Source organism: Acinetobacter puyangensis, from assembly GCF_900096995.1.
Taxonomy (GTDB): Bacteria; Pseudomonadota; Gammaproteobacteria; order Pseudomonadales; family Moraxellaceae; genus Acinetobacter; species Acinetobacter puyangensis.
This window is the reverse complement of record NZ_OANT01000005.1, coordinates 90,740-116,517: the sequence shown is the minus strand read 5'-3', so window position 1 is coordinate 116,517 and position 25,778 is coordinate 90,740. Positions and strand designations below refer to the sequence as shown.

Sequence of the window (25,778 nt, the reverse complement as noted above, 5' to 3'; positions counted from 1 at the left end):
ATACGATGCGTGATATTGGATAACATATAAGGGAATGCGGCTTTTTATTGCCGCAATCCACTACTGTTCTAATATTTTGCGATATTTTGCTGTGCTTGCTGGATCAAGACTACATTATTGCGTAATTGTGCCGATTGCAGGATTTGTTGCCATAGTTGCTTGCGCTGAGCATTATTTTGCGCAAAGGTAAGTCCTTTACGGGCAAATGCTTCTGCGCTTGCCCCTTGTTTTTTCAAATTGGCTAGACGCGCAAGTTCCCGATAGACATCGGCAGATTGTGGTGCGATACGCTGTGCCTGAATTAAATAACTTTCCGCACTGGCAATATCGTTATTGCGCAAGCTTTGTAAATAATCTTGCATCAGTTTCTGGTATGCAGCAATACCGCGTCCATCTTTCAGGTTGGATGGTATGCTTGTCTGTGGTGGTAAAATCACACGAGGTGGTACTGATGCTACAGGGGCGGGTGGTAATGGCTGTGATTGGGAATGAATGCCATTTTCCGGAAATGGCGTAACTTGTACTTTAGAGCTGGTTTCTGTCGACTGCTGAGGTGCAGGTGCTGTGTCTTTTGCAGCAGGTGCGGATTGTGAAACGGAATTTGGTGTGGTTTGACAACCTGCCAAAATGGCAGCAGCACATAGCAGCAGCGCAGAATTATAGTATTTCATTAATTTGTACTCCCAATGGTATAGCCACCACGTGAAATCACCTGTGGTTTGGTTTGTTCTGCGGGTTTAGGCGCTTCACTTTCACGGATAAAGTTTTCAATTGCATCACCACTTTGGTGTTGATCTGGTGTGGAAGGGGTTGGTGGAATTGGATTACCAAACTCATCAACATAGTTTTCCTGTGGGAGGGTGGATTCCAGTTGATAGTGCGATAAACCACATGCGGTTGCTTGACGCGGAATGGTATTGGTCAGCATCGGAATATACATTGCACCAGCACAACCTTGCGCAGACAACAGATTTTGTGTGCTATCAATCCATTGCCACTGTACATCATTTGGTTGTGGGATGTTATTGGGTGTGTTTTTAAGCTGTTTCATCACATTGATCCATACAGGCAAGGCACCGGAAGAACCAGTTAAACCGATGGGCTTATTATTATCTTCACCCAACCATACTACGCTTAAATAATTTCCACTGTAACCGGCAAACCATGAATCTCTCGCATCATTGGTGGTTCCCGATTTTCCGGCCAGACCTAAATGGCTTGGGAAGCTATTATAAGCAGCACGACCCGTACCTGAACTCATAACTTTTTGTAAGCCGTAATTGATCAGATACGCAGAGGCTGGATCAATGGTATTCTGTACTTGCAAACTATAGCGTTGTAAAAGTTGTCCATTGGCATCGACAACAGAACGAATAGTCCGAGTGGGGTAATTAAATCCACCGGTGGCAAAGTTCTGATAGATACCCAGAACTTCTAACGGAGATAAATTGACTGCACCCAATAAAACGGAAGGGTAATTGGGAATCTCAGATTGCACACCCAAGCGACGTAAATTATTGGTAAATGTCGGTATCCCAGCTTCCCAGCCCAGACGCACGGCTGATAAGTTATATGAGTTAGCGAGGGCGGTTTGTAAGGTGGTTAAGCCGTGTTCTGTACCACTGTAATTTTTGGGAATCCAGTCTTTTTCGCCCACGCCTTTAATCACGATGCTGGTGTCCTGAATCGGGCTGGCCCAATTGTAGCGACCGGACTGTAATGCCTGCATATAGATTACGGGTTTAAGCAATGAACCGACCTGACGTTTGGCATCGACTACCCGGTTAAATCCGGTAAAGTTTGATGTACTCCCAATTGCTGCAACAATTTCACCATTTTCTGGATGTGATACCACAACTGCACCCTGTAAACCGGTGAGGCGTTTTGGATTTCTTTTAACCAACTGATTCACAGTACTTTCAAAACTATTTTGAATACGGGTTTGTGCCACTGGATCAAGTGTCGTGAAAATGCGTAAGCCTTGATTGGTTAAGTCATTTTCCTGATATTCCTGTTTTAACTGGCGGCGTACAATATCCATAAAGTCTGGGAAACGAACAGCAGTTACACCGGGCTTGTTCATAACACCCAATGGTCGAGCCTTTTCTGTTTCAAATTGTTGCTGGGTCAACTTGCCCATCACCAGCATATTATGCAATACCACATTACGGCGTTCCGTGGCACGTTCGGGGTTTTTCCATGGATTATAATAAGACGGACCATTGACCAAACCGACCAAAAAGGCAAGTTGTGAAGTATTCAACTCACCTAAAGGCTGACCAAAATAAAACTGCGATGCCAGACCATAACCGTTGACAGAATAGTTACCATTTTGACCAAGATTAACTTCATTTAAATAAGCTTCAAGAATTTCATTTTTGTTGTAATGTAATTCGAGCAATAATGCCATTAATGCTTCATTGGCCTTACGTTTATACGTTTTTTCTGGACTAAGATAAAAGTTTTTGACCAATTGCTGTGTCAGGGTTGAACCACCTTGACGTTTGCCACCCGTGACATTGCTCATCAATGCTCGCGCAGTACCACGAACCGAAATACCAAAATGCTTGTAAAAATTACGATCCTCTGTAGCGATCAGCGCATCAATTAAAGGTTGTGGCACTTTATCTAGCTTAACCAATACCCGGTCTTCATTATGTTGCGGATAAATACCGCCGATCAACATCGGTTCAAGGCGTAGGATGCCAGTACTTGAAGGCTGTGTGGTACGAATCGAATTAATTTTATCCTGGACAAAATTTACTTCAATTACACGTTCCGGATCACTATTGTCACCAAAGTCAAAGCCACGGGTATGGATAAATACTTGACTATTATTACTATTAAACGTACCCGGTTTATGATAATTATTGGAGCTTTGATAATTTAACAATTTTAACTCGTCTAAAATATCTTGGCGGGTGACATCAGACTGCGCATAAATTTCTAAAGGACGGGCATAGACTTTGGCCGGAATATCCCAGCGTTGTCCTTCAAAACGATCCCGTACAATATTGTCGAGCCGCACCAGATAGATTCCGAGCGCAATAAATACGACAAGAAAAACAATGACAATAATTGAGCTGACTAGACCGATACCACGTTGTTTCTGCATTGATATAAATTTCATAAAGTCAAAAATAAAGTGTGTAAATAATGCGATAGCATTTCTGTATATGCAATGCTAACTGTGTTGTAAATTGCTAATAAAGTATAAATCATCTGTGTAAATACTTGATAATTTTTTCCAGTATCTGGATTTTTATATCATTTTGTGTGAAAAATTGCTCATCTTGCTTTTAGCCAATTGGTGTAAAACCCGCAAAGTGATATGATTAAATACTAATTCCAAGGGAGTGAATTGGGTGCAACATCATTTCTCGAGAGTATTTCGGAATATCGGTTTAATAGGTCGTCCTGGAAAATCTTCTGTTGTTGAAACGCTTACGGCAATTTATCAGTTTTTGCTTGAACGTGGCTTACGTCCAATATTTGATCATGAAACTGCCGAACTGGGCCAGTTTAATAATGTTCAAACCAGTACGCGTGCGCAACTGGGACAAGTTACAGATTTGGTCGTGGTGGTTGGAGGTGACGGTTCACTTCTGCATGCGGCAAGAGCACTGGCAAAATATAATGTGCCGGTGGTTGGGGTTAACCGTGGTCGTTTGGGATTTTTGACCGATATCTCACCCAATGATGTGTTGGTAAAATTGGGCCAAGTATTAGATGGCGATTATGTTTTTGATCAACGCTTTTTATTGGAAACCGAAATTCGCTCGCAAGGTCAAACAGTTTATCGTGACATCGCCCTCAATGATGTGGTGCTGCATTCGGGTAAATCAGTTCATATGATTGATTTCGAGCTGAATATTGATGGTTTATATGTCTATCGGCAGCATAGTGATGGTCTGATTGTGGCATCACCAACAGGCTCAACCGCATATGCATTATCCGGAGGCGGCCCGATTGTACATCCGAATATGGATGCCATTGTGCTGGTGCCGATGCATCCGCATACTTTAACATCACGTCCGATTGTGGTCGGTGGACAAAGTGAAATCAAAATACTTATTCAGGATAACCAGATTTTACCGATGGTCAGTGCCGATGGACAAAATAGTGTCAGCTTGCAGGTTGGCGACTGGTTATATATCAAAAAGCATCCATTTAAACTGACATTATTACATCCACCGGGCTATGATTTTTATGCGGCATGCCGTACAAAATTACGTTGGAATCAGGATTTTGAATCTTCAGATGATGAGCAAAATTAGGAGCACATATGAATATTGAACAAATGTTAAATACCTTGACCCCAGAAATTGTTGAAAAACTTCGTACAGCAGTGGAAATTGGCAAATGGGGCAATGGCGTTGCGCTAAGCAAGGAACAACGTGAAATCTGTATGCAGGCAGTACTGGTTTGGGAGCATAAAAACTTACCGGAAACAGAACGTACCGGCTATATCGATCGCGGCAGCAAAGAAGAAGATGAACATTGTGATTCACATACGCCTGAGCATGATGAAGAAGTCAAACCGATTCGTTTTATTTAAACCGGTTTTGCCACAGTTCTAAGGCTTTGTGTTGCGCTTGCGGATAATCCTCTGCAAGTTGCATGGTCATTAAGGCAATCGCCAAGGTTTCGATAATCGCTAGTGTAGCATAGTCATGTTCGGCATGACCCAACCAGACCTGTTTAAACAACTCCAAATCAAAACTTTCCTCGCCAACCGAACGATCCGGATTGAGTTTTGGCAATTCCAGTTCATAGCATTCGCCATTTTTAATGCCGCAAATTAAGGTTTTTGCATCCGGATTACGTTCAAATTCACCACCTTCACCTTTAATCACCGCACTATTTTGATAGCCAAGTTGAAATGCTGCCTGTTGATGTGACGCACGATAGGCTGGATGAAAAATTGCCTGTAACGTGGCTTTTGCGTCATAGGGGTTGATGAGGCGGCAAAGTGTATGGACAGGGGAGCGCAGCCCCAGAAATTGACGAAATTGAATCATTTCTGCCAGTTTTGGCGAGAGTAATTGTAGTGGAATAAAAGCAAAGTTTTTCTTGTTAAGATGATTTTTGACATCCCGTATATCCTCACATATAGCATAGCCCAGATATTTTAGTGCATCTTCGGTATAAAGCCGATTGCTGGTATGACCTGCCACACCATGCATCACCACTTTATAACCATGTTGTGCAAGCGTTAGGGCAGATAATAAGAACCACGGATAATGTTTGCGTTTGCCTGCATAGCTCGACCAGTCCAGATCAACCTCGAAAGGTAAAGGGGGTAGATTCAACATATCCTTGCTGGCTTTTACAAATCCTGTTAACTCATCGACAGATTCTTCCTTGACGCGCAGCAGCATTAAAAATGCACCAATTTGTAGATCCAGTGCCTCACCATCTAAAATCATTGAAAAAGCATGATAGGCTTCTTCATCACTCAGTGAGCGACTACCGGTTTTGCCCTTACCCAAAATACGAACATATTGTGCAAAAGGATGTTCTTCTAGGGCATAAATATTTCGTTTCAGTGAAGAGGACGTCGGCATTGGTACTTTACTCAAATCTTACAGGCAAAGGATGATCATAGCATTTAATGCAGATTTGAGCATAGATCACAATATTAACAAGTTGATAAAATTGTGCAGAAATCTCCAAAAACAGTTGAGATATGAATGACCGGTGATCAAGATTCTAATTGTGGTTGTTTTAATTGTGGAATTTCTGCCCCATAGGCGAAGCGTTCTTTCCAGTTACAGACATCGGATACCACACATTCACCACATTTGGGTTTACGTGCGGTACAGCAATAACGCCCATGTAAAATCAGCCAGTGATGTGCGTCATGAATAAATTCTTTGGGAATCACTTTTAATAAGCGTTGTTCGACTTCAAGGACATCTTTACCTTTGGCCAGTCCGGTACGATTACCTACCCGGAAAATATGGGTATCCACCGCCATGGTGGCTTGTCCAAAGGCAGTATTTAAAACCACATTGGCAGTTTTACGACCTACACCCGGCAGTGACTCCAGTTCTTCTCGGGTTTGGGGCACTTCACCATGAAAACGTTCCAGCAGAATTTTACAGGTTTTAATTACATTTTCTGCTTTGGCATTATATAAGCCAATGGTTTTAATATAATTTTTGAGTTTTTCCACGCCCAGATCATACATATGCTGCGCATTTGGTGCATCAATAAAAAGCTGTGTGGTCGCCTTGTTGACACTGACATCTGTTGCCTGTGCGGAAAGTAGCACAGCAATCAGAAGTTGAAAAGGACTACCATAATTCAGTTCAGTTTGTGGATGCGGACGTTGTTCGCGTAATCGTTCAAAAAAAATTTGAATTTGCGCTTTGGTCATTGCTTTACTGGAAGATAGTGCTTTGGTCATGATTTAAGCATCCATTAATTCGGCCAAACGTCGTTCCAGATCATCTAGCTGTTGAGTTTTGTTCTGATCATTGCGTAGCGTTAACTGTTTTTGTAATTTTTTGATTTGTGTGCGAATTTTTGCCAGTTCGATGGTGGTTTGCACATCCTGTTTTTGGACAGATTTTACGTGTGGCGCAAGCTCAATGTTGTCACCGATAATGGCTTGTAACTGCTCTGTTGATGCACTTGCCTGCGTAATGGGGCTGGCATGGGTACGCAGATTGCGCCGAGTTTGTTCACGTAATAAATGTGCTTTATAGCGTTCACGTAAATCATTTTGTTGTACGATCCGTTCCGCTTCGCTCGGCAGTGGTGAGATATCCTCAACCAGATCGATACAATCGACTGGACAGGGTGCAAGACATAACTCACAGCCTGTACATAAATCTGTCAAAATACTGTGCATCATTTTACCACTACCGATGATGGCATCGACAGGACAGGCAACAATACATTTGGTACAGCCAATACATTCGTCTTCACGAATGACTGCTTTAATGCGCTGCGGTCGACCATCTGTTGCAATGTCCCAGATACTGGGTTCGGCAATTAACTTTTCCCGATTTAATAGGTGGGCTAAAGCATCGGCGACGGGTTGTCCACCGGGAACACATTTATTGGCACTTTCACCCTCGGCAATGGATTGTGCATAGGGCAAACAGCCGGCAGCATGACCACATAATCCACATTGGGTTTGCGGTAAAAGTTGATCAATTTGCACAACGAGAGATTGCAGTGGCGAAGACATAGGCTGATGCAAGGAAATATATCGGTAGAACGGGAAATAAGGTTGAGTATAACAAAAAATTGTAGACACGAGGTAGAAAGCGCAATGGATATATTGAAATGATCGGTAATTTTTTGCTAAATCATGGTGCAACTTTGGATAGAAAATCAAAAGAGGGGGCTAAAACGTGATCATTATATATGCTAAATAGAATAAATTTTTTAATTTTGCACCAAAATAAATCAAACTATTTATTTTTAAAATATCCACTATTATTGTCATAAAGTGCTGTATTTTATATAATATAAAAATATATCAATAAAAAATATTGTGAAATAATCAAAATAAGTATTAAATAAGTGCGAAATTAATTTTAGTGCAAAAAATTGCACTATTTAGAATCGCTTGCAATTGAGGGACATGCGTTGAAATATAATAATTTGGGTGATTTTTTAAGCTACGTCAAATCTCGTGATCAACATCAACCTGAGTTTCTACAAGCGGTAGAAGAGGTGATGATAAGCTTATGGCCTTTTATTGAAAAAAATCCGCAATACGCAGCGCAAGGTATTCTGGAACGTCTGGTTGAGCCGGAGAGAGTGATTCAATTTCGTGTGGCATGGGTCGATGATCAAGGACAAACCCAAGTCAATCGTGCCTTTCGGATTCAGTTTAATTCGGCAATTGGCCCGTTTAAAGGCGGTATGCGTTTTCATCCATCGGTGAATTTATCGATTTTAAAGTTTTTGGGTTTTGAACAAACCTTTAAAAATGCATTAACCACGCTGCCGATGGGTGGTGGTAAAGGTGGTTCGGATTTTGATCCCAAAGGCAAGTCCGATGGCGAAATTATGCGTTTTTGTCAGGCCTTGATGCTTGAGCTTTATCGTCATCTTGGCTCAGATACCGATATTCCGGCTGGGGATATTGGCGTTGGTGGTCGTGAAGTAGGTTACATGGCTGGGATGATGAAGAAACTCAGTAATGATACCTCCAGTGTATTTACCGGTAAGGGCTTGTCCTTTGGTGGCAGTTTAATGCGTCCTGAAGCTACCGGGTTTGGTACGGTTTATTTTGCCGAAGAAATGTTAAAGACTCGTGGTGAAAGCTTCAGTGGCAAAACCGTTGCGGTTTCGGGTTCTGGTAATGTGGCACAGTATGCCGCCGAAAAAGCCCTATTTTTAGGTGCAAAAGTTGTTACTTTATCTGATTCCAATGGTACAGTTTATTTAAAAGATGGTTTTAGTGAAGAATTACTTGCAGAAGTGATGGAACTAAAAAATCTAAAACGTGGACGTATTTCCGAGTTTGCATCCAAGCATGGATTTGAATATTTTGAAGAAAAAACACCGTGGCATATTCCTGTGGATATTGCCTTGCCGTGTGCGACCCAGAATGAATTAAATGGTGAGGATGCAGCAATCCTGATTAAAAATGGTGTGATCTGTGTTGCAGAGGGCGCCAATATGCCGTCCACACTTGAGGCGGTAGAGAAGTTTATTGCCGCAAAAGTTCTATATGCACCGGGCAAAGCGTCTAATGCTGGAGGAGTGGCAACTTCTGGTCTGGAAATGTCGCAAAATGCCATGCGCGTTGGATGGACGCATGCGGAAGTCGATGAACGTTTACATGCCATCATGAAGAATATTCATGCCAACTGTGTGTACTATGGTAAACAGCAAGATGGCACAATTAATTATGTGGATGGTGCGAATATTGCAGGCTTTGTCAAAGTTGCCGATGCCATGCTGGCACAGGGCATCTACTAGATGAATGTATAGTTGGTAATCCGGGCGAAATTATTGTTAGCTTAATATTATTCAACTTTAATTTTTAACTTATCTTAATCAATTGTTTAACTTTCCAGCCGATGTATAGCACATGCTATACATCGGATTTTTTTGAATGACTTTATCTATACTTGTATAGCTTTTACTCGAGCATGGCGACCATGTAAGACAAAATACAAGGCAATACAGGCCAAAGCAATCCATGCACTATAAAAATACATTTGTGCATAGCTAATATGATTGAGGACAAAACCCAGAATAAAAGGCCCAAAGCCCAAACCCGCATCCAACGCAATAAAGAATGTTGAGGTGGCCAGTCCCATTCGTTCCAGTGACGTGCTTTTCACAGCAATTGCTTGTGCAATCGACTGCATATTGCCAAAGCCTAATCCCAATAATGCGCCACAAATTAACAGTAATGAGCCTTGTTGTACTACACTCAACAGCAATAATGCCAGTGCCAGAATAAAGAGTGCCGGATACATCACCACATTTTCACCTTTTTGATCCATCAATTTTCCGGTAAATGGACGCGAGGCCAGAATGGCGATGGAATAAACCAGAAAAAATAATGCTGCTGATTTTTCCAGTTGTAATTCCTGTGCATAAAAATTGATAAAAGACAGCACACTGGAATAGCAAATCGAGGCAATAAAGACCACGATTGCAATTGGTACTGCTTTGACTTCAATAAAATTTTGTAAAAATGATGGTTTTTTTATGGCTTCGTTTAGATCAAGATTTTTCTCTGGTAGAGCAGGAATTTTAATCAGAAAACTGATCCCTAAACAGATCAATGCAATGATCATACTGAGACTAAAAATCCACTGATACGAGGCATGCAAGGTCAAATAAATACCCAGTAATGGTCCCACTGCGGTACCCAAAGTACTACTTAGACTGTAATAACCAATGCCTTCACCCCGGCGGGTAACAGGAATAATTTGTGCAATAATTGCCCCGAGGATAGAACTTGCCAAACCAAAACTAAATCCGTGGATAAAACGCACCGCCAATAAAAAATCGCTGGAAGAGGCAATAAAATATAGACCTGCACTGATGCTGAAACCAGTTAATCCCAGCCATAAGGTTTTTTGTCTACCGAGAATATGGGTAAACTGGCCAATCATGAATCGACCAATCAGTGTCCCAACTATAAACAAGCCGGAAATAAGCCCAGCCTCTGCTTTGGAGGCATGCAATGCAGTCACAGCATAACCCGCAATCACCACCACCAGCATATAAAATACCAGCACCATCATAAAATTAATCAGACTGGTGAGAATAAAATCTCTGCTCCATAAACGATTTTCATTCATGTGAATCAACCTTTTGCAAATTATTTAAAAATTGCGCCAGAACCTCGGTGGCGTGTTGTAGAGCCTGTGGATCAATGTCTTGCTGGTATTTTGCTTCAATTAAATCAATTTGCTGCTTACAGGTCTGGTAATGATTTAGACCTTGTGGGCTAAGCGTAACGATTTTCTCGCGTCGATTATTTGCTGGAAGATAGTCAATTAATTGTTTGTTTTCCAGATCGACAATTCGTTTACTGATCGCAGGCTGTGAAATATTTAGTGCATTGGCAATATCTGTCAGGCTACAAGGGGCTAGATTGTCAATCGTAGCCAGCACTTGCCATAAGGAATAATTCAAATCTTGTGTTTGCAGATAAACATTGATTTTATCTACAAAAATTCGGCTACTTTTTAAAAGTACCGACCGAAAGGGAGCTAAGGTGGGCATAAACTTAATCAGATAAATAGTTAACTAGGTTAATTATATATCTGATTATGAATTTTGCAATAGTGCTTTATTTGTTCACTGCTAATTTTTTAAATAATGTATGGATTAAAGCTGATAAAATCGGTTTTGATAAATTCTTTTCATAGTTGATAGAACAATGGTTTATCTTGAAAGTATTTGAATTTTAATAGATAATTTATAAATTCATTACGTTAGTCTAGGGTCTGTCGCCATTTAATCTATGGTTGCGACAATGGATATTTTTTAGGCGATACAAGGCATGAATAGTGAGATTTAGTGATTCTAAATGATGAGAAACACTGTTTCGCAAGATAACGCAGTAGCGTCAAAAAATCTCCTTGTCCCGTAGGGTTGTGGCTAAAATTCCCCCAAACTTCGTTATGAAACTTGACAAGGGAATAACCATTGCCTGCGTTTCATGCCTTGTTTGAAGAAATTTTAGCCTACAACGCAACCTATTTATCAAATGTTGACAGACCCTAAAAAACCGCTAGATTTATCATCTTGTACGATTGAGGTCAGAATGAATGTTCATATCAATCCCGATCATTATTTGCAAACAGCTCAGGGACGTGTTTTTTCTGAAGCCGGTAATCGATTGGCATGGCAAAAATGCTATGCCGATTTGCAGCATTATCTGAGTTCAGCATCAGCCATACGTTGTATTTATCTGTTGGTGGGTGCACAAGGATCGGGTAAAACCAGCTGGGTAAAACATAAAATGCAGGTGGAAACTGACTGTATTTTTTTTGATGCCATTTTGGTAAAAAAATCTGAACGCATGCCAATTTTACAATATGCTCAACAATTTGATCTTCCATGTGTTGCAGTATGCCTGATGACATCACTGCAACAATGTCTGGAGAGAAATCGACAAAGGCCTACGGATGAGATTGTCAATACGATGGCATTAAGAAATGTTTATCAGGCCTATGAGCAGCCTACACTCGAGGAAGGTTTTGCCGATATTTTGTTTATTACGCCGGAATTAAATGTGCAGCGATAATAATGTTCTTAACTCAGTGTGAAGGTGGTATTTATGCCACATTCTTCGACAAAACTTTGGTCATGTGATACCAGTATAACTGCACCTGTGAAGGAAGAAATGGCTGCGGCCAGTAATTCTCTTGATTCAATATCCAGATGATTTTCCGGTTCATCAAGCAATAATAAATCAATCGCTTCTGCATGTTGGCTTAAACCCAATAAGGCGACTTTTAATTTTTCACCACCACTGAGTTGATGCAAGGGATAAAGTGCTTTATCACCACGAATTCCCAATTGTCCAAGTAAATTACGCCATTCACTATCACTATATTGCGGATTAAACGGTTTTAGCTGTGCAAGCACATTTAATTGTTGATCGCCAAAATAAAAAATCTGATCCAGATATAACAGTTTGGCTTTACAAAAAATATCACCCGATTTTGGCTTTAACAAGCCTGCAATGGTTTTTAACAGGGTGGATTTTCCAGCACCATTGTTCCCGACCACATGTATTTTTTCTCCCGCAGATAATGCCAGCGTAATTTTTTGCTGTGAAGCAAAGGGCAGCATGACATCTTTCAACCGTAGGATTTCGCCGGTTTTGTGTTGCGGAAAAGAAAATTGAAAGCGTTGTGATTGTACCTTTTCCAGTTGCAGTTGTTTTTCCTGCAATTGTTGTCGGGATTGCTGAATTTGCCGCTGTTACTGTTGTTTGAGGGCAGACTGACTTTGAGTTGCCTGTTCCTTTTGATAATCTAGTAATATTTTCGCTTGTGAACCCGATTCACGGATTTTCTTGCCAGTCTGTTGCCGTTTTTGCACTTTCATCAAGCTATCATGTTGTTGGATTTTAAGCTGTCTTAACTCACGTTTTTGTTGGTTTACATTGCGTGCCAAAGCTTCAACCTGTAGTTGGTGCTGCGTTAGATAATGATCATAATTTCCCTGATAATGCTGAATGCCACTGTTCTGTAAAGCATAAATATGCTGCATCTGTCTAAGCAAGTTTCGATCATGGCTAATCACAAGACAACCTGCTGGGTGTTGTTGCAAAGACTGAATCAGCCATTGGCGACTTGCTGCATCAAGATGATTGCTGGGTTCATCCAATAACAGATAATGATCTTTTAATAGAAATAATCGACACAATGTCAGTTTGGTTTTTTGCCCTTCACTCAATTGATGACACGGAAAAGACAAGTCTATTGGAAGATTGGCATCGCTCAGGATTTGCTGCCACTGCTGTGGTAGATGCCAAAGCTGCTCAACATGATCAAAATCGGCAAAACTTGCCTGATGATGTTCAATACATTGAAATATCTGATAAAGCTCCTGCACATTCAGCGCTTCGGCAATGGTCGTTGCGGGTATATGGAATTGTGCGAGATAAGCATATTGGCATTGCCAGTCAATTTCCCCAGTTGCCAATGCAGGATCGAAGCGATTTAGCATCGACATGAGCAAGGATTTACCTGACCATTGCGTCCAATTAAGGCAGCACATTGGGCAAAAGGGAGCTGAAAACTTAATTGCTGAAAAAGGCAATGTTGAGCAAAAGTAACAGAGAGCGAACGAATAATACATGCCTGACGGGACATAGTGTTTCCTCATACAGGATGTACAAAACCAAATCTTATAATGGAAAAATTTTGAAATTTGAATTTACAAAGAGAAAATTGAAATCACAACCAAGGTCAGATTGTTTTGCACATCAAATCATTTAAAAAAATAGAAAAACTGAATTGATGAAACAAAACTTACTTCATTGGCGTAGACTCAAAAATAACGAAAGGATCATGTGATGATAAGGATTGCATCTTTTTTGGTCAAGGTTTTATTCCTATTGATGAATACTCATCACAAAATATCATGCCAATTTTTTATACATAAATCTTAAAAAAAACTTGTCAAACGGCATCGTAGCAGGTACTGTAAGTGCAAGTTTTATATTTTTTGAAAGCAAATGTTAAAGCAACCTTTAATCCATAACGCATCTTATTATTTTTGGCAATTTAGTTAATTGCCTGAATGCGTTTGGGCAAAATAAAGGTTGCCCACCCAGTTAATACCTGATCGGCAACCCCGGTCAGGTTTTTTTATATGTTTAATTTATCGGAGTAATCACAACATGACATATCAATATTTTAGCAGCGCACGATTTTATCATTATTGGACTTTGACACAGCATCAACCCACATCCTTAAATATTTTAGCGAGTCATCCATCATGTCAAAACTTAATGCACAAATAAATCACGCTATATCCTTTGAAACTGTTCTGGCAACGCCAATCCAGATGAAGCAGTCTTTGGCGATTTCTGAACAATTAAAACAAAATATTCAACAACATCGGCAAGAAATTAAAAATATTTTAAATGGTGATGATGCCAGATTTCTGGTGATTGTCGGTCCATGCTCAATTCATGATCCAGACGCAGTATTAGAATATGCCAAGCGCCTGAAAAAATTTGCAGATCAACACCAACATAGCTTAAAAATTGTGATGCGGGCCTACTTGGAAAAACCACGCAGTACCGTCGGCTGGAAAGGTTTTGTCTATGATCCGAGCTTAAAAAATAAAAGTGATATGCAGCAAGGGTTAATACTAAGCCGAAAACTTTTAATTGATCTGGCCGAATTAGATTTGGCGCTGGCGACAGAAGTTTTAAATCCAATGCTGGCGACATATTTTGATGATTTATATAGTTGGGGTGCAATCGGGGCGCGTACCAGTGAATCACAAATTCACCGTGAAATTGCTAGTCGTTTACCTTATGCAATTGGTTTTAAAAATGGAACGGATGGCAATGTTAATATTGCATTGGATGCGATTCAATCTGCGGCTTTACCGCATCAGTTTTTTGGCATGAACAGTGCGGGACAGCCGGCAATGCTGGCAAGCAGTGGTAATGACAGTTTGCAGATCATTTTACGTGGCAGTAATCACGGCACCAATTATGATCGACATTCCATTCATGCTGTTGTACAAAGCTGTGGCAAACGCGGTATGAACCCTGCCATTATTGTCGATTGTAGTCACGGTAATAGTCAGAAAAATCCAGATTTACAGCCAGAGGTTTTAGCCACCATTGCCGAAGAACTGACCTCAACGGGTGTAAAAGGTGTAATGATCGAAAGCCATCTGGTTCATGGCAAACAGAGTATTGATGCCGAACCTATGCAATATGGTTGTTCAATTACCGATGGTTGTCTGGGCTGGGAAAAAACGGCATACGCACTTGAGCAATTGGCAAGTAAAATTTTAAGGCAAAGACAGCAACAAGCCATGCCACAGGCGGCTTTGGTTTAATCTAAATGTAGGCCTAAAAAGCCTCTTTTCGGTGATTGATATCATCAAAGAGGCTTTTACGAAGCAATGGCAAGCGATATTTCAATAAGGTTGTGGATGTATTGACCCTAATAAATAGCTTAACGTCGTCTTAAGCCACGACCACGACCTCTTGCCATCCCACCCAAAGCATTTAGTACCGCCATTTTATTTAAGCTGCCAGAGGCATGTGCGTGGCAAATCGCTGCGGCGAGTGCATCAGCAGCATCTGCTTGTGGTTTAATAGAAAGATTGAGTAAACGCATCACCATCATTTGGACCTGTTCTTTATCGGCTGCACCATAACCAACCACGGATTGCTTGATTTGTCGGGCGGTATATTCGGAAACTGCCAGATCCAGATTGACCAGTGCCGCAATCGCTGCACCACGTGCCTGTCCGAGTTTTAAAGCGGAATCCGGATTTTGTGCCATAAATACCTGTTCAACTGCGGCTTCGGTCGGTTGATGAAATTTAACGATACGATCCACGCCTGCGAAAATCTTTTTAAGCCGATCGGGGATATCCTGACTTTCGGTACGGATTGTACCGGCATCGACAAAACGTAATTTTGATCCTTCTTTTTCGATAATGCCATAACCGGTCAAACGTGATCCCGGATCAATGCCGATAATTAATGTCATCTTGCCCTTTAAATTTTTGGATTCACCCTTATTGTTACATAAATAGACGTAAAAAACTTGCTGTGCTATAAAGTTTAACTTCTATTTACGTTCTAACTCCGAATACAACCTTTAGACAGGCATCAATATTTATGGGACTGATTTTATTTATTTTAATTGCAATTGTTGCTGAAATTGTGACATGGATCGTGGTCGGGGATTGGGTCGGCAGTGGTTGGTATGTATTTTTCTGGTTTATTGCTGCATTTTTTATTGGTCTGAATATGGTTCGTGGTAGTACAGCGCACATTATGCCGCAAATGCAACAAATGCAGATGACTGGTCAAATGGGTGGCGATCCTCAGGTGAGTAAATATATGACTCGTGCAATTGCAGGATTTTTTTTGATGATTCCCGGGTTACTCACCGATGTAGTGGCGCTCTTGATGCTGATCCCAGCGGTACAAAATGTCTTTAAAAAAGCAGCGATGAATGCTATGCAAAAACGCCAACAAGCCATGATGGAAAAAATGATGGGGGGGATGGGCGGCATGAACGGTGCAGCAGGTCAAGGTAATCCTTTTGCAGATATCATGCGTCAAATGGAAGACATGCAACGCGGACAAATGGGTGGACGTGGCGCCAGCAATGACGCCAATATTATTGATGGTGAAGCAAGAGAAGTTGAACCTGAGCAAAAACGCATTGAAACCAAAGACAAAGAATAATTTTTATCATAAAAAAGCCTTGTATCTTTCGATGCAGGGCTTTTTTATGGATTGAAGACTGACTATAGAATCTTAATTAGGGCGATATATTTAATTCTTTTAAATGTAACCTTAAAATACGACGTAATTCTAATACGGCTTCCGGACTATACTGAATGGAATGCCCACCATGAATAATTTTTTCCGATTGGGCGCCATCCAGATGGGCACTGTAATACGGCACAATACCGTCAGTGATGGTCTTGATATCATTAGAATTGGTATCATTACCCATAATTACGTGATATTTGACTTTCGGTGAAATTTTGGTATTTGCGGTAATTTTCATAAATGCTGATTTTTTACTAAGATCACTTGGACCATTTTGCAAAAAGTCTTTACCAAATTGTTTTAAATAATCTGAGGTTAAATCCCCAGACAAACCGTGACTAATGGTTTCAACTGTTGCCGTTAAAAAACTTTGTGGTAATTTGATGATTTTTCGAGCTGCAAGCGTAAACCAACGATCGGCAAAGTCTGTGCCTTTAAATGGTGATGACACAAAAATGGCACGATCAATCGGTGGAGTGAGTGCATGCATGGCTAACCGCTCTTGAGCCGGACCAAAATTCTTAACCCTTTCATATTGGCGTACATTCTTTTTTTGCAGATAATTCAGGACTTGTGGCGTAAAGTCATCATCACTTACCAGTAAGCGGCTGATGACACCACCCATACTATGACCAAGCAGGACAGCATGTTGCGGAGGTTTATTCGGATATTTGATCGCAAGATCATCAAACGCCTGTTTTAACAAGGCATAGATTTGATAGCGACTCTCTATGATCGGCATATTGGTTGAGTAAAAAATTTGCCAGACCTGATAATTTTCACGCAGGACACCATCGCCCATAATATCATTGGTCATCGCAATCCATGCTTCCGGACTACTTGCCAGACCATGAATCATAATAATGATTTTTTTGTTGGGATTATATGGCTCAAGCATAAACAAATGGGGCATGATCATGTTTTGTGCACGATCAATCAAGGTCCAGTATGCTGCCGAACCCAGATTATCATTGGCCAACCATAAGCCATATGGTGCAGAAAAGTTGGCTGCCAATGGAAAATCTTGATGGGCAATTTCGATATTTTGGTAAAAATTAGGATCAATCAAGCGTAAATTAAACGTTTTACTATTCAGAATTTCATCAATAGAAGCTCTTTGGCTAGGTTCAATGACAAGGGTCGCCGCTAAAAATCTTGCTTCGACAATATTTGGATGTTCACTAATTTTTTTACTGTTGAGAAATGGGTTAAGCATGTACTGATCAAATTGTTTAGTCTCTGGTTTTGCCATTTGCAGGGTGAACTCAGAGCCAAAACCATCACGGCGACTAATGGATTTTAAACCTGAAAAACCTAAATTATAGGTCGAAATCAACTTTTCCAGATTTTTCGAATCCAGATTCGGATACTTTGAAATATCAATATGGTATGTGCTTGCACCCATTTTTAGCAGCGAATTATAATCCGTCTGGTTCGACTCACGGGAATCATTAAATGTATTGACCAGATTGGCAATGGCCTGATTATAAAAATCCCGTACTTGTACCTGTCTATTATCAAATAATCGCTGTGCAGGCGGGCGTTTAGTTGCAAATAAATACGCATAACTATAACGAATGGATTGATTTAAGGCTTCAAGTTGTTGATTTAAACATTGATCTAATTTTTGTTGGGTCTGTAATTTTTCATTTTCGTCTTTAAATTTGATCGCAATATTTTTGGGATTGCAGTCTTTGGATTGTTTGAGTTCAATGGCATTTGCCAGATAAACCTCACTTCCAGTAGATAACAATTGTTCATCAAGGATTTCTGGTATTTGCCGCAATTCATTCATGCATGTTTCGGGTTGAATCACACATTTATTGGCTTGTTGTCCTGTCATAGACAGTACATTTAGACTGGCTTCGCTTAATTTATTTCTGGTGAGAATATTGTCACGTTCATTACTTAGTGAAGTGCCCAACTTTTGTTGTTTGACATTCACCACTTGACAACCGGAAAGAACGCCAATACTTAAACTCATACCAAGTGTAAGTGACAATATTTTAAGCATAATCGAAAATTTTTCTTGTGAGCTTGGAAGATTAAAAAATAATGATTTTAATGGAATCTGTCTACTTTTTTAAATGAAAAACCAGTCATTAATTATGACTGGTTTTTGGGATATTTAAAAATTTTTGAATTACAAATCAATCAACACCTATTTTTTAGCACATCAGATGAAAAGAATTATTTGCTGATTTGCCATACATTATAGCGTTTGCCAGAATCCATTTCCGCAATAAGCTGATCCGTTACCTGTGCTTCACTAGGGTATTTAACCTTATAGTTTTTCAGCGTGGTGATGGCATTTTTCTTTTGTTCCATATAAATGTAGTTATTCGCCATAGAAAGATGGGCTTCTTGTACGCCAGCATCCATGGCAACTTTTAAGTATGGAATGGCTTCTTTAAATGCACCACCTTCGGATAGACCAAAACCTAGCCAGAAGTTGATGGTTGGATCTTTGGGTTGCATGGCCAAAAGACGTTTGGCATAACTGAGTGCTTTGGGGCCATAAATTTCACCCATGTCCAAATTACGTGCCATGCTGCTTGCTTTTGCTGCACGGATTAAAACGTCATAGGAGGCATTTGATTTTAATGCAAGCGGATCAAGCGTGGTGATAATTGTTTTTAAACGGTCAGTATAGCCATCACGTTCACGATTACTGTTAAAACGCACAGGATAATGACGTGCCTTGCCTTCTAAGAGGTTAAAAAAATCATCAATTTCTGTAACATCTAGTTCATTGTCCTGTGCCAGTACAGCAAACTTCAGGGCTTTTTCCTTGCTATCTGTCAATGGGATGATAAAACGATTTTTATCTAAAATAATTTTTTCAGAATCAGGGTTGCTTGGATCACTATTAATTTGAAACTTAGTAACAGGTGCATTCTCAGCATTCAAAAGATTGACTTCGAATTCAGGTGGTTGGCTGTAGTCAATAGGATTTAAAGCATAAAATGGTGCAGTGATCGCAGGCTCAGTAAATACAATAGGCTCAACTGGCTTAGGTTGCTGTACTTTATCTTGCTTGGTGGGTAAATTTGAACAAGCAGTGATCAGCATAGATCCCATTCCAAGTGCAATTAAAGGCTTTAAATTCATCATCGTCATCCAGGTTTTTGTTTATTTAGGAAATAGGGCTAAGTCTAGGAAAGTTTTTTCTTTCTTTCAACTCAAGTTACGTTAATCCGGCAATTTATTATCAATTGTTACGTCATACTCACGCTTTACCTCTTCCAGAATCTGTTTGTCTTGTTTTGATAGTGGTGATAGACGTGGTTTTTTAAACTCCGGATCAAGTTTATTTAACTGCGTGTACAGTTGTTTTATCTGTAATTCATTTTTTTGCAGTCGATCAATCAGAATGCGGATACCTTCTAGCATGGTATCTGGTTGTTCCTGTGACGCTGCATAAGGTTGGAAGTCAGAATTTTGCTCTTCTTGATGATCAGGTTGCTCAGTTTGATCCTTGATGATAAAGCGGGCAGGATTCCCAACCGCAGTTGCATTGGCAGGCACTGCTTTGGTGACGACAGCATTGGAGCCGACTTTAGCATTCTTACCCACAATAAACGGCCCGAGGATTTTTGCACCTGCACCCACGATCACGCCATCTTCAAGCGTGGGGTGACGTTTGCCTTTATTCCATGTCGTGCCACCAAGCGTTACCCCATGGTATAGCGTGACATCATCACCAATTTCGGCAGTTTCGCCAATCACGACACCCATGCCATGATCGATAAAAAAGCGTTTACCAATTTTTGCACCGGGATGAATTTCGATACCTGTTACCATGCGACTGAATGCCGATAATGTACGCGCCGTACCTTTAAACTCTTTTTGCCATAATTGATGGGCGACCCGATGTGCCATCAGCGCATGAATCCCAGGATAAGTGGTCAAGACTTCAACCGTATTTCTTGCAGCTGGATCACGATCAAATACGGCTTGAATGTCTTCTTTAAGCTGTTTAAACATCTGATTGCTCTCCATGCTGTATATCTTTCGCTTTTGAGGGATGCCATGTGCCTTTGGCCAGTGCTTGCACACGGGTCAAGACACCACGCAATAAATGATATTCCATACGATCTAATTGTATGCGTCCAAACAGCCGACGCAAGCGTAAAGGCAGTAATCTCGGATTTTTTTCATCAAGAAAGTCAATATCAATCAATGTTTGCTCAAGATGAGGATAAAATTGCTGCATTTGTTGTTGGGTGACCAGTGGTTCATCCCACTGCATAGATTGATTTTGTACCAATGGCATAGTTTCAGATTGTACTTGTGGTTGCTCAGATAAAGCTGCCATGCGTAGTTCATAACTTACCACTTGAATTGCTTGTGCGACGTTGAGTACACCATAATCCGGATTAACCGGAATGGTTAAATGGTAATTGGCCAGCGCCAGTTCTTCATTGGTCAGCCCACGATCTTCACGTCCAAATAATATGGCAATGTTTTGCTGTTTTTGTGAAGCATGGAAGATTTCCTGTGCTGCCGGACGTACATCCAGCAATGGCCACGGAATGGTGCGACTTCTGGCACTGGTACCAAATACGAGATGGCAGTCTGCAATGGCTTGTTCAAGTGTATCGACAACTTCAATCTGTGCGATCAGATCACTTGCACCGGCAGCCAGTGCATCGATATCGGGATGTGGGAAGGTTTTTGGATTGACCAGAACAAGATGCTGGAGTCCCATGGTTTTCATTGCCCGTAGTGCCGCACCAATATTGGCAGGCAAGGTAGTATTGACCATGACGATACGGATTTGATTTAGACTTACAGGATTAGACGTGGTGGACATTCAATATTGATTTATGACAATAAGTGATTTGATTATATAAGTTTCTGAACATAATTTTAATGAATTACAGAATATTTTTTATAAAACATCATCTTTAGCTAAAATTTTACTATGCGAATACAGCGTAAATGATGAGGGTATATGAAAATTTGTCTGAATTAAGCGCATAATTTATTGCGGATATTACATAACGATTTAATTTGTTCATATTTCACCTATGTTTTATTGCTTGAATATGCCTATAAATAAGGAGTTAACTATGTTTAAAAATAAAACTTTCACTGCGATACTGGCTGTTACCATGCTTTCAACAAGTATGCTTTCTATTGCAGCGCCGAGAGATTTTGCTGCGGATCAACAACCCAGAAATGATCAGCATCAACAACGTTTTGATCAAGGTCCATCAAATAATCAGTATAGAGATGATCGAGATCAACGCGGTAATCCCCAAGGATATAACGGTCCTCATCAGCAAGGTCAAAGCAGAAATAATGGACCTCGACCTTCTGAAGATTGGCAAAGAGGGCAACCTATACCACAAGAGTATAGAGGGCAAAATCATTATGTAAATGATTGGCAGAACCGTAATTTACCGCAACCGCCTAAAGGTCATAGATGGCTTGAAGTGAATGGTGATTATGTTTTGGTTGCGATTGCAACAAGCATTATCACCGCAATTTTTATGGGCAACCAATATTAATTAAGCTATTTTCAAAAATTAAACTGTCTGATGCCTAACCAAGTTAGGCATTATTTTCTTATGCTCATCGGGTTAGGAGTACTGAGCATAATCATCAGTATCATAAGCTGAATCATCCTTGAGCATGCCTTCGGGATCGATATCTGGATCAGGATTTTTGAGTGGTTTGACATCCTGTAAACGATAATTTGATTCAACGATTTGCACAGCTTTGGACTTAACTTTGTAATCGACTCGGATGTGTTCCTTACCAATGCTTTCTCTGAGTCTAAACATCAGTTCATCACATGGATAGACGCACCATTCGTCATTGGGATGTAATTCAAATTCTGCAAATTCGAAGTTCAGTTTTAAGCGAACCGGAATATGTATTTGTTGATCTACATTGATAAAATCGGCAATGGCCTGTTTCAATTCTTTGGCAAGATTGCGCGGTAAATCCTGCTGCTCAAACTGGATATAAATGGCCTGTGCCCGTTTTTGCCGAATTTCATTTAGCGTAAAGGCTTTGCTTAATCGTCCCATTGGTCGATCAAAACCTTCACGTTCAGAGACTTCACCTTCGATGATAATCACTTTGTCGACCTGAAGAATATCCTTAAAGCGTTCATAGCGTTCGCGGTTGGTTGAAACTTCTAGTCGGGCTGTACCATCATCAAGGGTGATCAGTGTCCGATTGGGAAAATGAGCAACGTCAAGTATCAATCCGGTAAATACGGTAGTTACCCCACGACGGGTTGCAGTCACCGCATTGAGTGGATGCGGAATAAAACATTTAAGTTCATCTCGATAGACATCAATTGGATGTCCAGTGAGATAGAGTCCAAGCGTATCTTTTTCACCTTTGAGTCGAACTTCATCACTCCAAGGCTTGACTGGTTTAACTGGCTTACGCTGAACTTCTTCGACTTCACCAAATAAGTCCATAATACCGGTTTCACGGTTATTGCGCGCTTGATCAGCCGCCTGAACTGCTTCTGGCAATTGTGCCATCAATGTGGAGCGCTCTATGTCAAGACAATCCATTGCGCCTGCTCGAATCAGGGCTTCCAGCGTACGTTTATTGATTTTTTTCAGATCGATACGGTGGCAAAAGTCGAATAAATCCTTAAATTCACCTTCCTGATTGCGTGAGTCTATCACCGACTGCATCGCTTGTTCGCCCACGCCTTTAATTGCGCCAAGTCCATAAACAATGGTATCTGGCTTAATGGCTTTAAAGCGGTAATCCGAGAGGTTAATGGAAGGTGGTAAGACCTCCAGTTGATTGTTACGACAATCGTCAATTAGAAAGACCACATTGTCGGTATTTTGCATTTCCGACGTCATCACCGCGGCCATGAATTCGGCAGGGTAATGCGCTTTGAGCCATGCGGTATGATAGGCGACGAGCGCATAAGCCGCAGCGTGCGATTTGTTAAAACCGTAACCTGCGAATTTTTCCATATAATCGAAAATATGATTGGCGGTAGCCTCATCAATATTTTTCTTGGCAGCACCTTCGATAAAGATTTGGCGATGTTTCACCATTTCTTCAACTTTCTTTTTCCCCATGGCACGGCGTAGCAAGTCCGCACCACCAAGTGTATAACCGGCACAATACTGTGCGGCCTGCATTACTTGTTCCTGATACACCATGATGCCATAGGTCGGTTCCAGTACGCCTTCGAGTAATGGATGAAGATATTCAAATTCACCACCATGCATACGATGGATAAAGTCGGGGATCAGATCCATGGGGCCGGGGCGATACAGCGATACGAAGGCAATAATTTCTTCAAATTTACTCGGACGCGCCTCTTTCAGCATGCGTTTCATGCCGACGGATTCAAACTGGAATACCGCAGTCGTGTTGGCACTGGCAAAAATATGATAGGCGTCGGGATCTTCCAAGGGAATATGGGAAATATCCACATGTTGATCTGCGGGCAAACGTTTATTGATATTTTGCACTGCATCTTCGATGACGGTTAAATTACGTAAGCCCAAGAAGTCGAATTTAACCAGACCGACAGCTTCTACATCGTCCTTATCAAACTGACTGACCCGACCACTGCCATCTGCTTCACAGCTTACCGCAGAATAATCGGTAATTTTTCCAGGTGAGATCACTACGCCACCGGCATGTTTACCGGTATTTCGGGTGATGCCTTCAAGTTTAAGCGCCATTTCCCAGATTTCAGCAGCATCATCATATTCGGGATTGGAAGGATTGGTGACCATATCCTTGAGTTGAGGTTCCATTTCCAGTGCTGTGGCAAGATCAACACCCAAGGGCTTGGTGGGTACCAGTTTGGAAATTTTATCCGCTAGACCGTAGGATTTACCCAGTACACGGGCCACATCACGAATTGCACCTTTTGCTGCCATGGTACCGAATGTGGCAATTTGCGATACGGCTTCCCGACCATAGTGTTGAGAGACGTAATCGATGACACGGTCACGTCCTGCAATACAAAAATCCACGTCGAAGTCGGGCATGGATACCCGTTCTGGATTCAGGAATCGTTCAAACAGCAAGTCGTAACGCAGAGGATCCAGATCGGTAATTTTTAAGCTATAAGCCACCAGAGAACCAGCGCCCGAACCACGGCCAGGGCCGACAGGTACACCGTTACTTTTTGCCCACTGGATAAAGTCCATCACGATCAAGAAGTAGCCAGGGAATCCCATCTTAAGAATAATATCAATTTCGTATTGCAGGCGCTCATCGTATTTTTTACGTTGTTCCGACCAATTATCATCACGTTTTTCGACTGGATAAAGATAATTTAAACGTTCTTCCAGACCTTCCCTGGAGATATGGGCAAAGAAGGTGTCTGTGGTAAATTCAGGTGGAATCGGATAATCGGGTAGAAAATTTTCGCCTAAAGTCAAACTGACGGTACAACGCTGAGCGATATACAGGCTATTGCTAAGAGCATGCGGTAGATCAGTAAACAGTTGCTGCATTTCTGCGGCGGTTTTAAAGTATTGCTGATCACTATAGGTACGTGGTCGGCGCTCATCACCGAGTACATAGCCTTCTGCAATACAAACACGGGCTTCATGGGCATCAAAATCTTCTTGTTTGATAAAACGCAGATCATTATGCGCCACAATCCCAATCTTATAACTTTGAGCAAGTTTACAAGCGTGTTGGATAAATAATTCTTCGTTTGGGCGGCCGGTACGGGTGATGGCAAAATAGACACGATCACCAAAATGTTCAATCCATTCTTCAAGCAGAGGCTGTGCTCTTTGCGGATTGGACGAACATAGCGCCTGACCGACATCACTATTGATACCAAGCAATGCAATCAGATCGTCAGATTGGCTGAAAATCCACGATTTATCAACAATCGGAATATCAAGTTTTAAACCTTCGGTAAAACCTTTTGAGACTAGCTCAGTCAGATTACGCCAGCCATGATTATTCATTGCCAACAGGGTAATACGGTGCTGTTCATCAAGAATTCTGAGATCGCTACCAAAAATTGGCTTAATGCCTTTATTCAGGCAGGCTTTATAGAATTTCACTGCGGCATGCAGGTTGGAAAGATCCGTTAATGCCAGTGCAGGCATCTTTTCTGCGGATGCAGCTTTGACCAAATCAGGTATCCGAATAATGGAGTCGGTAATGGAATATTCGCTATGAATACCTAAATGGACAAATTGATTCATCGTATCTGTTTACACTCAATCTGGGGTTAACGGTTAAAAATTTGTGTAGGAAGTTTAGCACGACTGTGCTTGCTTCTTAAGAATTTAAGCGGTTTTTTGCCTTGTAA

20 protein-coding genes and 1 pseudogene are annotated in these 25,778 nt (G+C 41.1%); 7 read left to right on the top strand and 14 right to left on the bottom strand.

What is annotated here, in order from left to right; all coding sequences use genetic code 11:
• Nucleotides 1-68: 68 nt before the first annotated feature.
• On the bottom strand, nt 69-671 hold the full coding sequence (locus CRO21_RS10845) for a tetratricopeptide repeat protein (protein WP_097079332.1): 603 nt from the start codon (nt 669-671) through the stop codon (nt 69-71).
• Nucleotides 671-3,115 (bottom strand): penicillin-binding protein 1B, encoded by a 2,445-nt coding sequence (gene mrcB / locus CRO21_RS10840; RefSeq protein WP_097079331.1) that lies wholly within the window; start codon nt 3,113-3,115, stop codon nt 671-673. The genes CRO21_RS10845 and mrcB overlap by 1 nt, the downstream gene beginning before the upstream one ends.
• Nucleotides 3,116-3,365: 250 nt before the next feature.
• Here mrcB and CRO21_RS10835 point away from each other — a divergent pair, with 250 nt between their 5' ends.
• Both CRO21_RS10835 and CRO21_RS10830 read left to right on the top strand, forming a co-directional pair.
• The gene (locus tag CRO21_RS10835; protein WP_097079330.1) at nt 3,366-4,277 is read left to right on the top strand and encodes an NAD(+) kinase; all 912 of its coding nucleotides are present in this window, start codon (nt 3,366-3,368) and stop codon (nt 4,275-4,277) included.
• An 8-nt stretch (nt 4,278-4,285) separates the two neighbouring features.
• Nucleotides 4,286-4,558 (top strand): YeaC family protein, encoded by a 273-nt coding sequence (locus CRO21_RS10830; RefSeq protein ID WP_097079329.1) that lies wholly within the window; start codon nt 4,286-4,288, stop codon nt 4,556-4,558.
• Here the strand turns inward: CRO21_RS10830 and CRO21_RS10825 are convergent.
• The 3 genes from CRO21_RS10825 to CRO21_RS10815 all read right to left on the bottom strand — a co-directional run bounded on the left by CRO21_RS10825 (nt 4,551) and on the right by CRO21_RS10815 (nt 7,201).
• On the bottom strand, nt 4,551-5,567 hold the full coding sequence (locus CRO21_RS10825) for a glycosyl transferase family protein (protein ID WP_097079328.1): 1,017 nt from the start codon (nt 5,565-5,567) through the stop codon (nt 4,551-4,553). The genes CRO21_RS10830 and CRO21_RS10825 overlap by 8 nt on opposite strands.
• Before the next feature lie 137 nt (nt 5,568-5,704).
• The gene (nth, locus tag CRO21_RS10820; RefSeq protein ID WP_097079521.1) at nt 5,705-6,382 is read right to left on the bottom strand and encodes an endonuclease III; all 678 of its coding nucleotides are present in this window, start codon (nt 6,380-6,382) and stop codon (nt 5,705-5,707) included.
• A gap of 33 nt (nt 6,383-6,415) precedes the next feature.
• Nucleotides 6,416-7,201: an RnfABCDGE type electron transport complex subunit B gene (locus CRO21_RS10815; protein WP_097079327.1), complete on the bottom strand. Its 786-nt coding sequence runs from the start codon at nt 7,199-7,201 to the stop codon at nt 6,416-6,418.
• A 365-nt stretch (nt 7,202-7,566) separates the two neighbouring features.
• Between CRO21_RS10815 and gdhA the strand changes: the two genes are divergently transcribed.
• Entirely contained in the window at nt 7,567-8,949 is a 1,383-nt protein-coding gene (gene gdhA / locus CRO21_RS10810) for an NADP-specific glutamate dehydrogenase (RefSeq protein WP_228150419.1), read from the top strand.
• A 146-nt stretch (nt 8,950-9,095) separates the two neighbouring features.
• Here gdhA and CRO21_RS10805 read toward each other — a convergent pair whose 3' ends face one another.
• Together CRO21_RS10805 and CRO21_RS10800 are read right to left on the bottom strand one after the other, a co-directional pair.
• Nucleotides 9,096-10,289 carry an MFS transporter gene (locus CRO21_RS10805; RefSeq protein WP_097079325.1) on the bottom strand — a complete coding sequence of 398 codons (1,194 nt, stop codon included), beginning with the start codon at nt 10,287-10,289 and terminating at the stop codon, nt 9,096-9,098.
• Nucleotides 10,282-10,716, bottom strand: a complete 435-nt coding sequence (locus CRO21_RS10800; protein ID WP_097079324.1) for a MarR family winged helix-turn-helix transcriptional regulator — start codon at nt 10,714-10,716, stop codon at nt 10,282-10,284. Before CRO21_RS10800 ends, CRO21_RS10805 begins: the two co-directional genes overlap by 8 nt.
• 544 nt (nt 10,717-11,260) lie before the next feature.
• Between CRO21_RS10800 and CRO21_RS10795 the strand changes: the two genes are divergently transcribed.
• Nucleotides 11,261-11,743 (top strand): AAA family ATPase, encoded by a 483-nt coding sequence (locus CRO21_RS10795; protein ID WP_097079323.1) that lies wholly within the window; start codon nt 11,261-11,263, stop codon nt 11,741-11,743.
• An 8-nt stretch (nt 11,744-11,751) separates the two neighbouring features.
• Here the strand turns inward: CRO21_RS10795 and CRO21_RS10790 are convergent.
• Nucleotides 11,752-13,322, bottom strand: a pseudogene (locus tag CRO21_RS10790) (ATP-binding cassette domain-containing protein).
• A 628-nt stretch (nt 13,323-13,950) separates the two neighbouring features.
• On the opposite strand from CRO21_RS10790, the gene CRO21_RS10785 reads away from it, so the two are divergent.
• Nucleotides 13,951-15,033 carry a 3-deoxy-7-phosphoheptulonate synthase gene (locus tag CRO21_RS10785; protein ID WP_097079322.1) on the top strand — a complete coding sequence of 361 codons (1,083 nt, stop codon included), beginning with the start codon at nt 13,951-13,953 and terminating at the stop codon, nt 15,031-15,033.
• Nucleotides 15,034-15,152: 119 nt separating this feature from the next.
• Here the strand turns inward: CRO21_RS10785 and ruvC are convergent, their stop codons facing one another.
• Nucleotides 15,153-15,695: a crossover junction endodeoxyribonuclease RuvC gene (gene ruvC, locus CRO21_RS10780; RefSeq protein ID WP_087620552.1), complete on the bottom strand. Its 543-nt coding sequence runs from the start codon at nt 15,693-15,695 to the stop codon at nt 15,153-15,155.
• A gap of 131 nt (nt 15,696-15,826) precedes the next feature.
• On the opposite strand from ruvC, the gene CRO21_RS10775 reads away from it, so the two are divergent.
• Complete coding sequence (locus CRO21_RS10775) at nt 15,827-16,402, top strand: FxsA family protein (RefSeq protein ID WP_097079321.1); 576 nt, start codon at nt 15,827-15,829, stop codon at nt 16,400-16,402.
• Between the two features lie 76 nt (nt 16,403-16,478).
• On the opposite strand, the gene CRO21_RS10770 is transcribed toward CRO21_RS10775, so the two are convergent.
• From CRO21_RS10770 to CRO21_RS10755, 4 genes are all read right to left on the bottom strand, one after another.
• The gene (locus CRO21_RS10770; RefSeq protein ID WP_097079320.1) at nt 16,479-18,506 is read right to left on the bottom strand and encodes an esterase/lipase family protein; all 2,028 of its coding nucleotides are present in this window, start codon (nt 18,504-18,506) and stop codon (nt 16,479-16,481) included.
• A gap of 176 nt (nt 18,507-18,682) precedes the next feature.
• Nucleotides 18,683-19,603, bottom strand: a complete 921-nt coding sequence (locus CRO21_RS10765) for an ABUW_2363 family tetratricopeptide repeat lipoprotein (RefSeq protein WP_097079319.1) — start codon at nt 19,601-19,603, stop codon at nt 18,683-18,685.
• Between the two features lie 81 nt (nt 19,604-19,684).
• Nucleotides 19,685-20,479 (bottom strand): serine O-acetyltransferase, encoded by a 795-nt coding sequence (gene cysE / locus CRO21_RS10760; protein ID WP_265734863.1) that lies wholly within the window; start codon nt 20,477-20,479, stop codon nt 19,685-19,687.
• A complete protein-coding gene (locus tag CRO21_RS10755; RefSeq protein ID WP_097079317.1) occupies nt 20,472-21,308 on the bottom strand; it encodes an RNA methyltransferase in 837 nt (278 codons plus the stop codon). The genes cysE and CRO21_RS10755 overlap by 8 nt, the downstream gene beginning before the upstream one ends.
• 259 nt (nt 21,309-21,567) lie before the next feature.
• On the opposite strand from CRO21_RS10755, the gene CRO21_RS10750 reads away from it, so the two are divergent.
• The gene (locus CRO21_RS10750) at nt 21,568-22,008 is read left to right on the top strand and encodes an RcnB family protein (RefSeq protein WP_097079316.1); all 441 of its coding nucleotides are present in this window, start codon (nt 21,568-21,570) and stop codon (nt 22,006-22,008) included.
• Nucleotides 22,009-22,080: 72 nt separating this feature from the next.
• On the opposite strand, the gene dnaE is transcribed toward CRO21_RS10750, so the two are convergent.
• Entirely contained in the window at nt 22,081-25,671 is a 3,591-nt protein-coding gene (gene dnaE / locus CRO21_RS10745) for a DNA polymerase III subunit alpha (RefSeq protein ID WP_097079315.1), read from the bottom strand.
• Between the last annotated feature and the right edge of the window lie 107 nt (nt 25,672-25,778).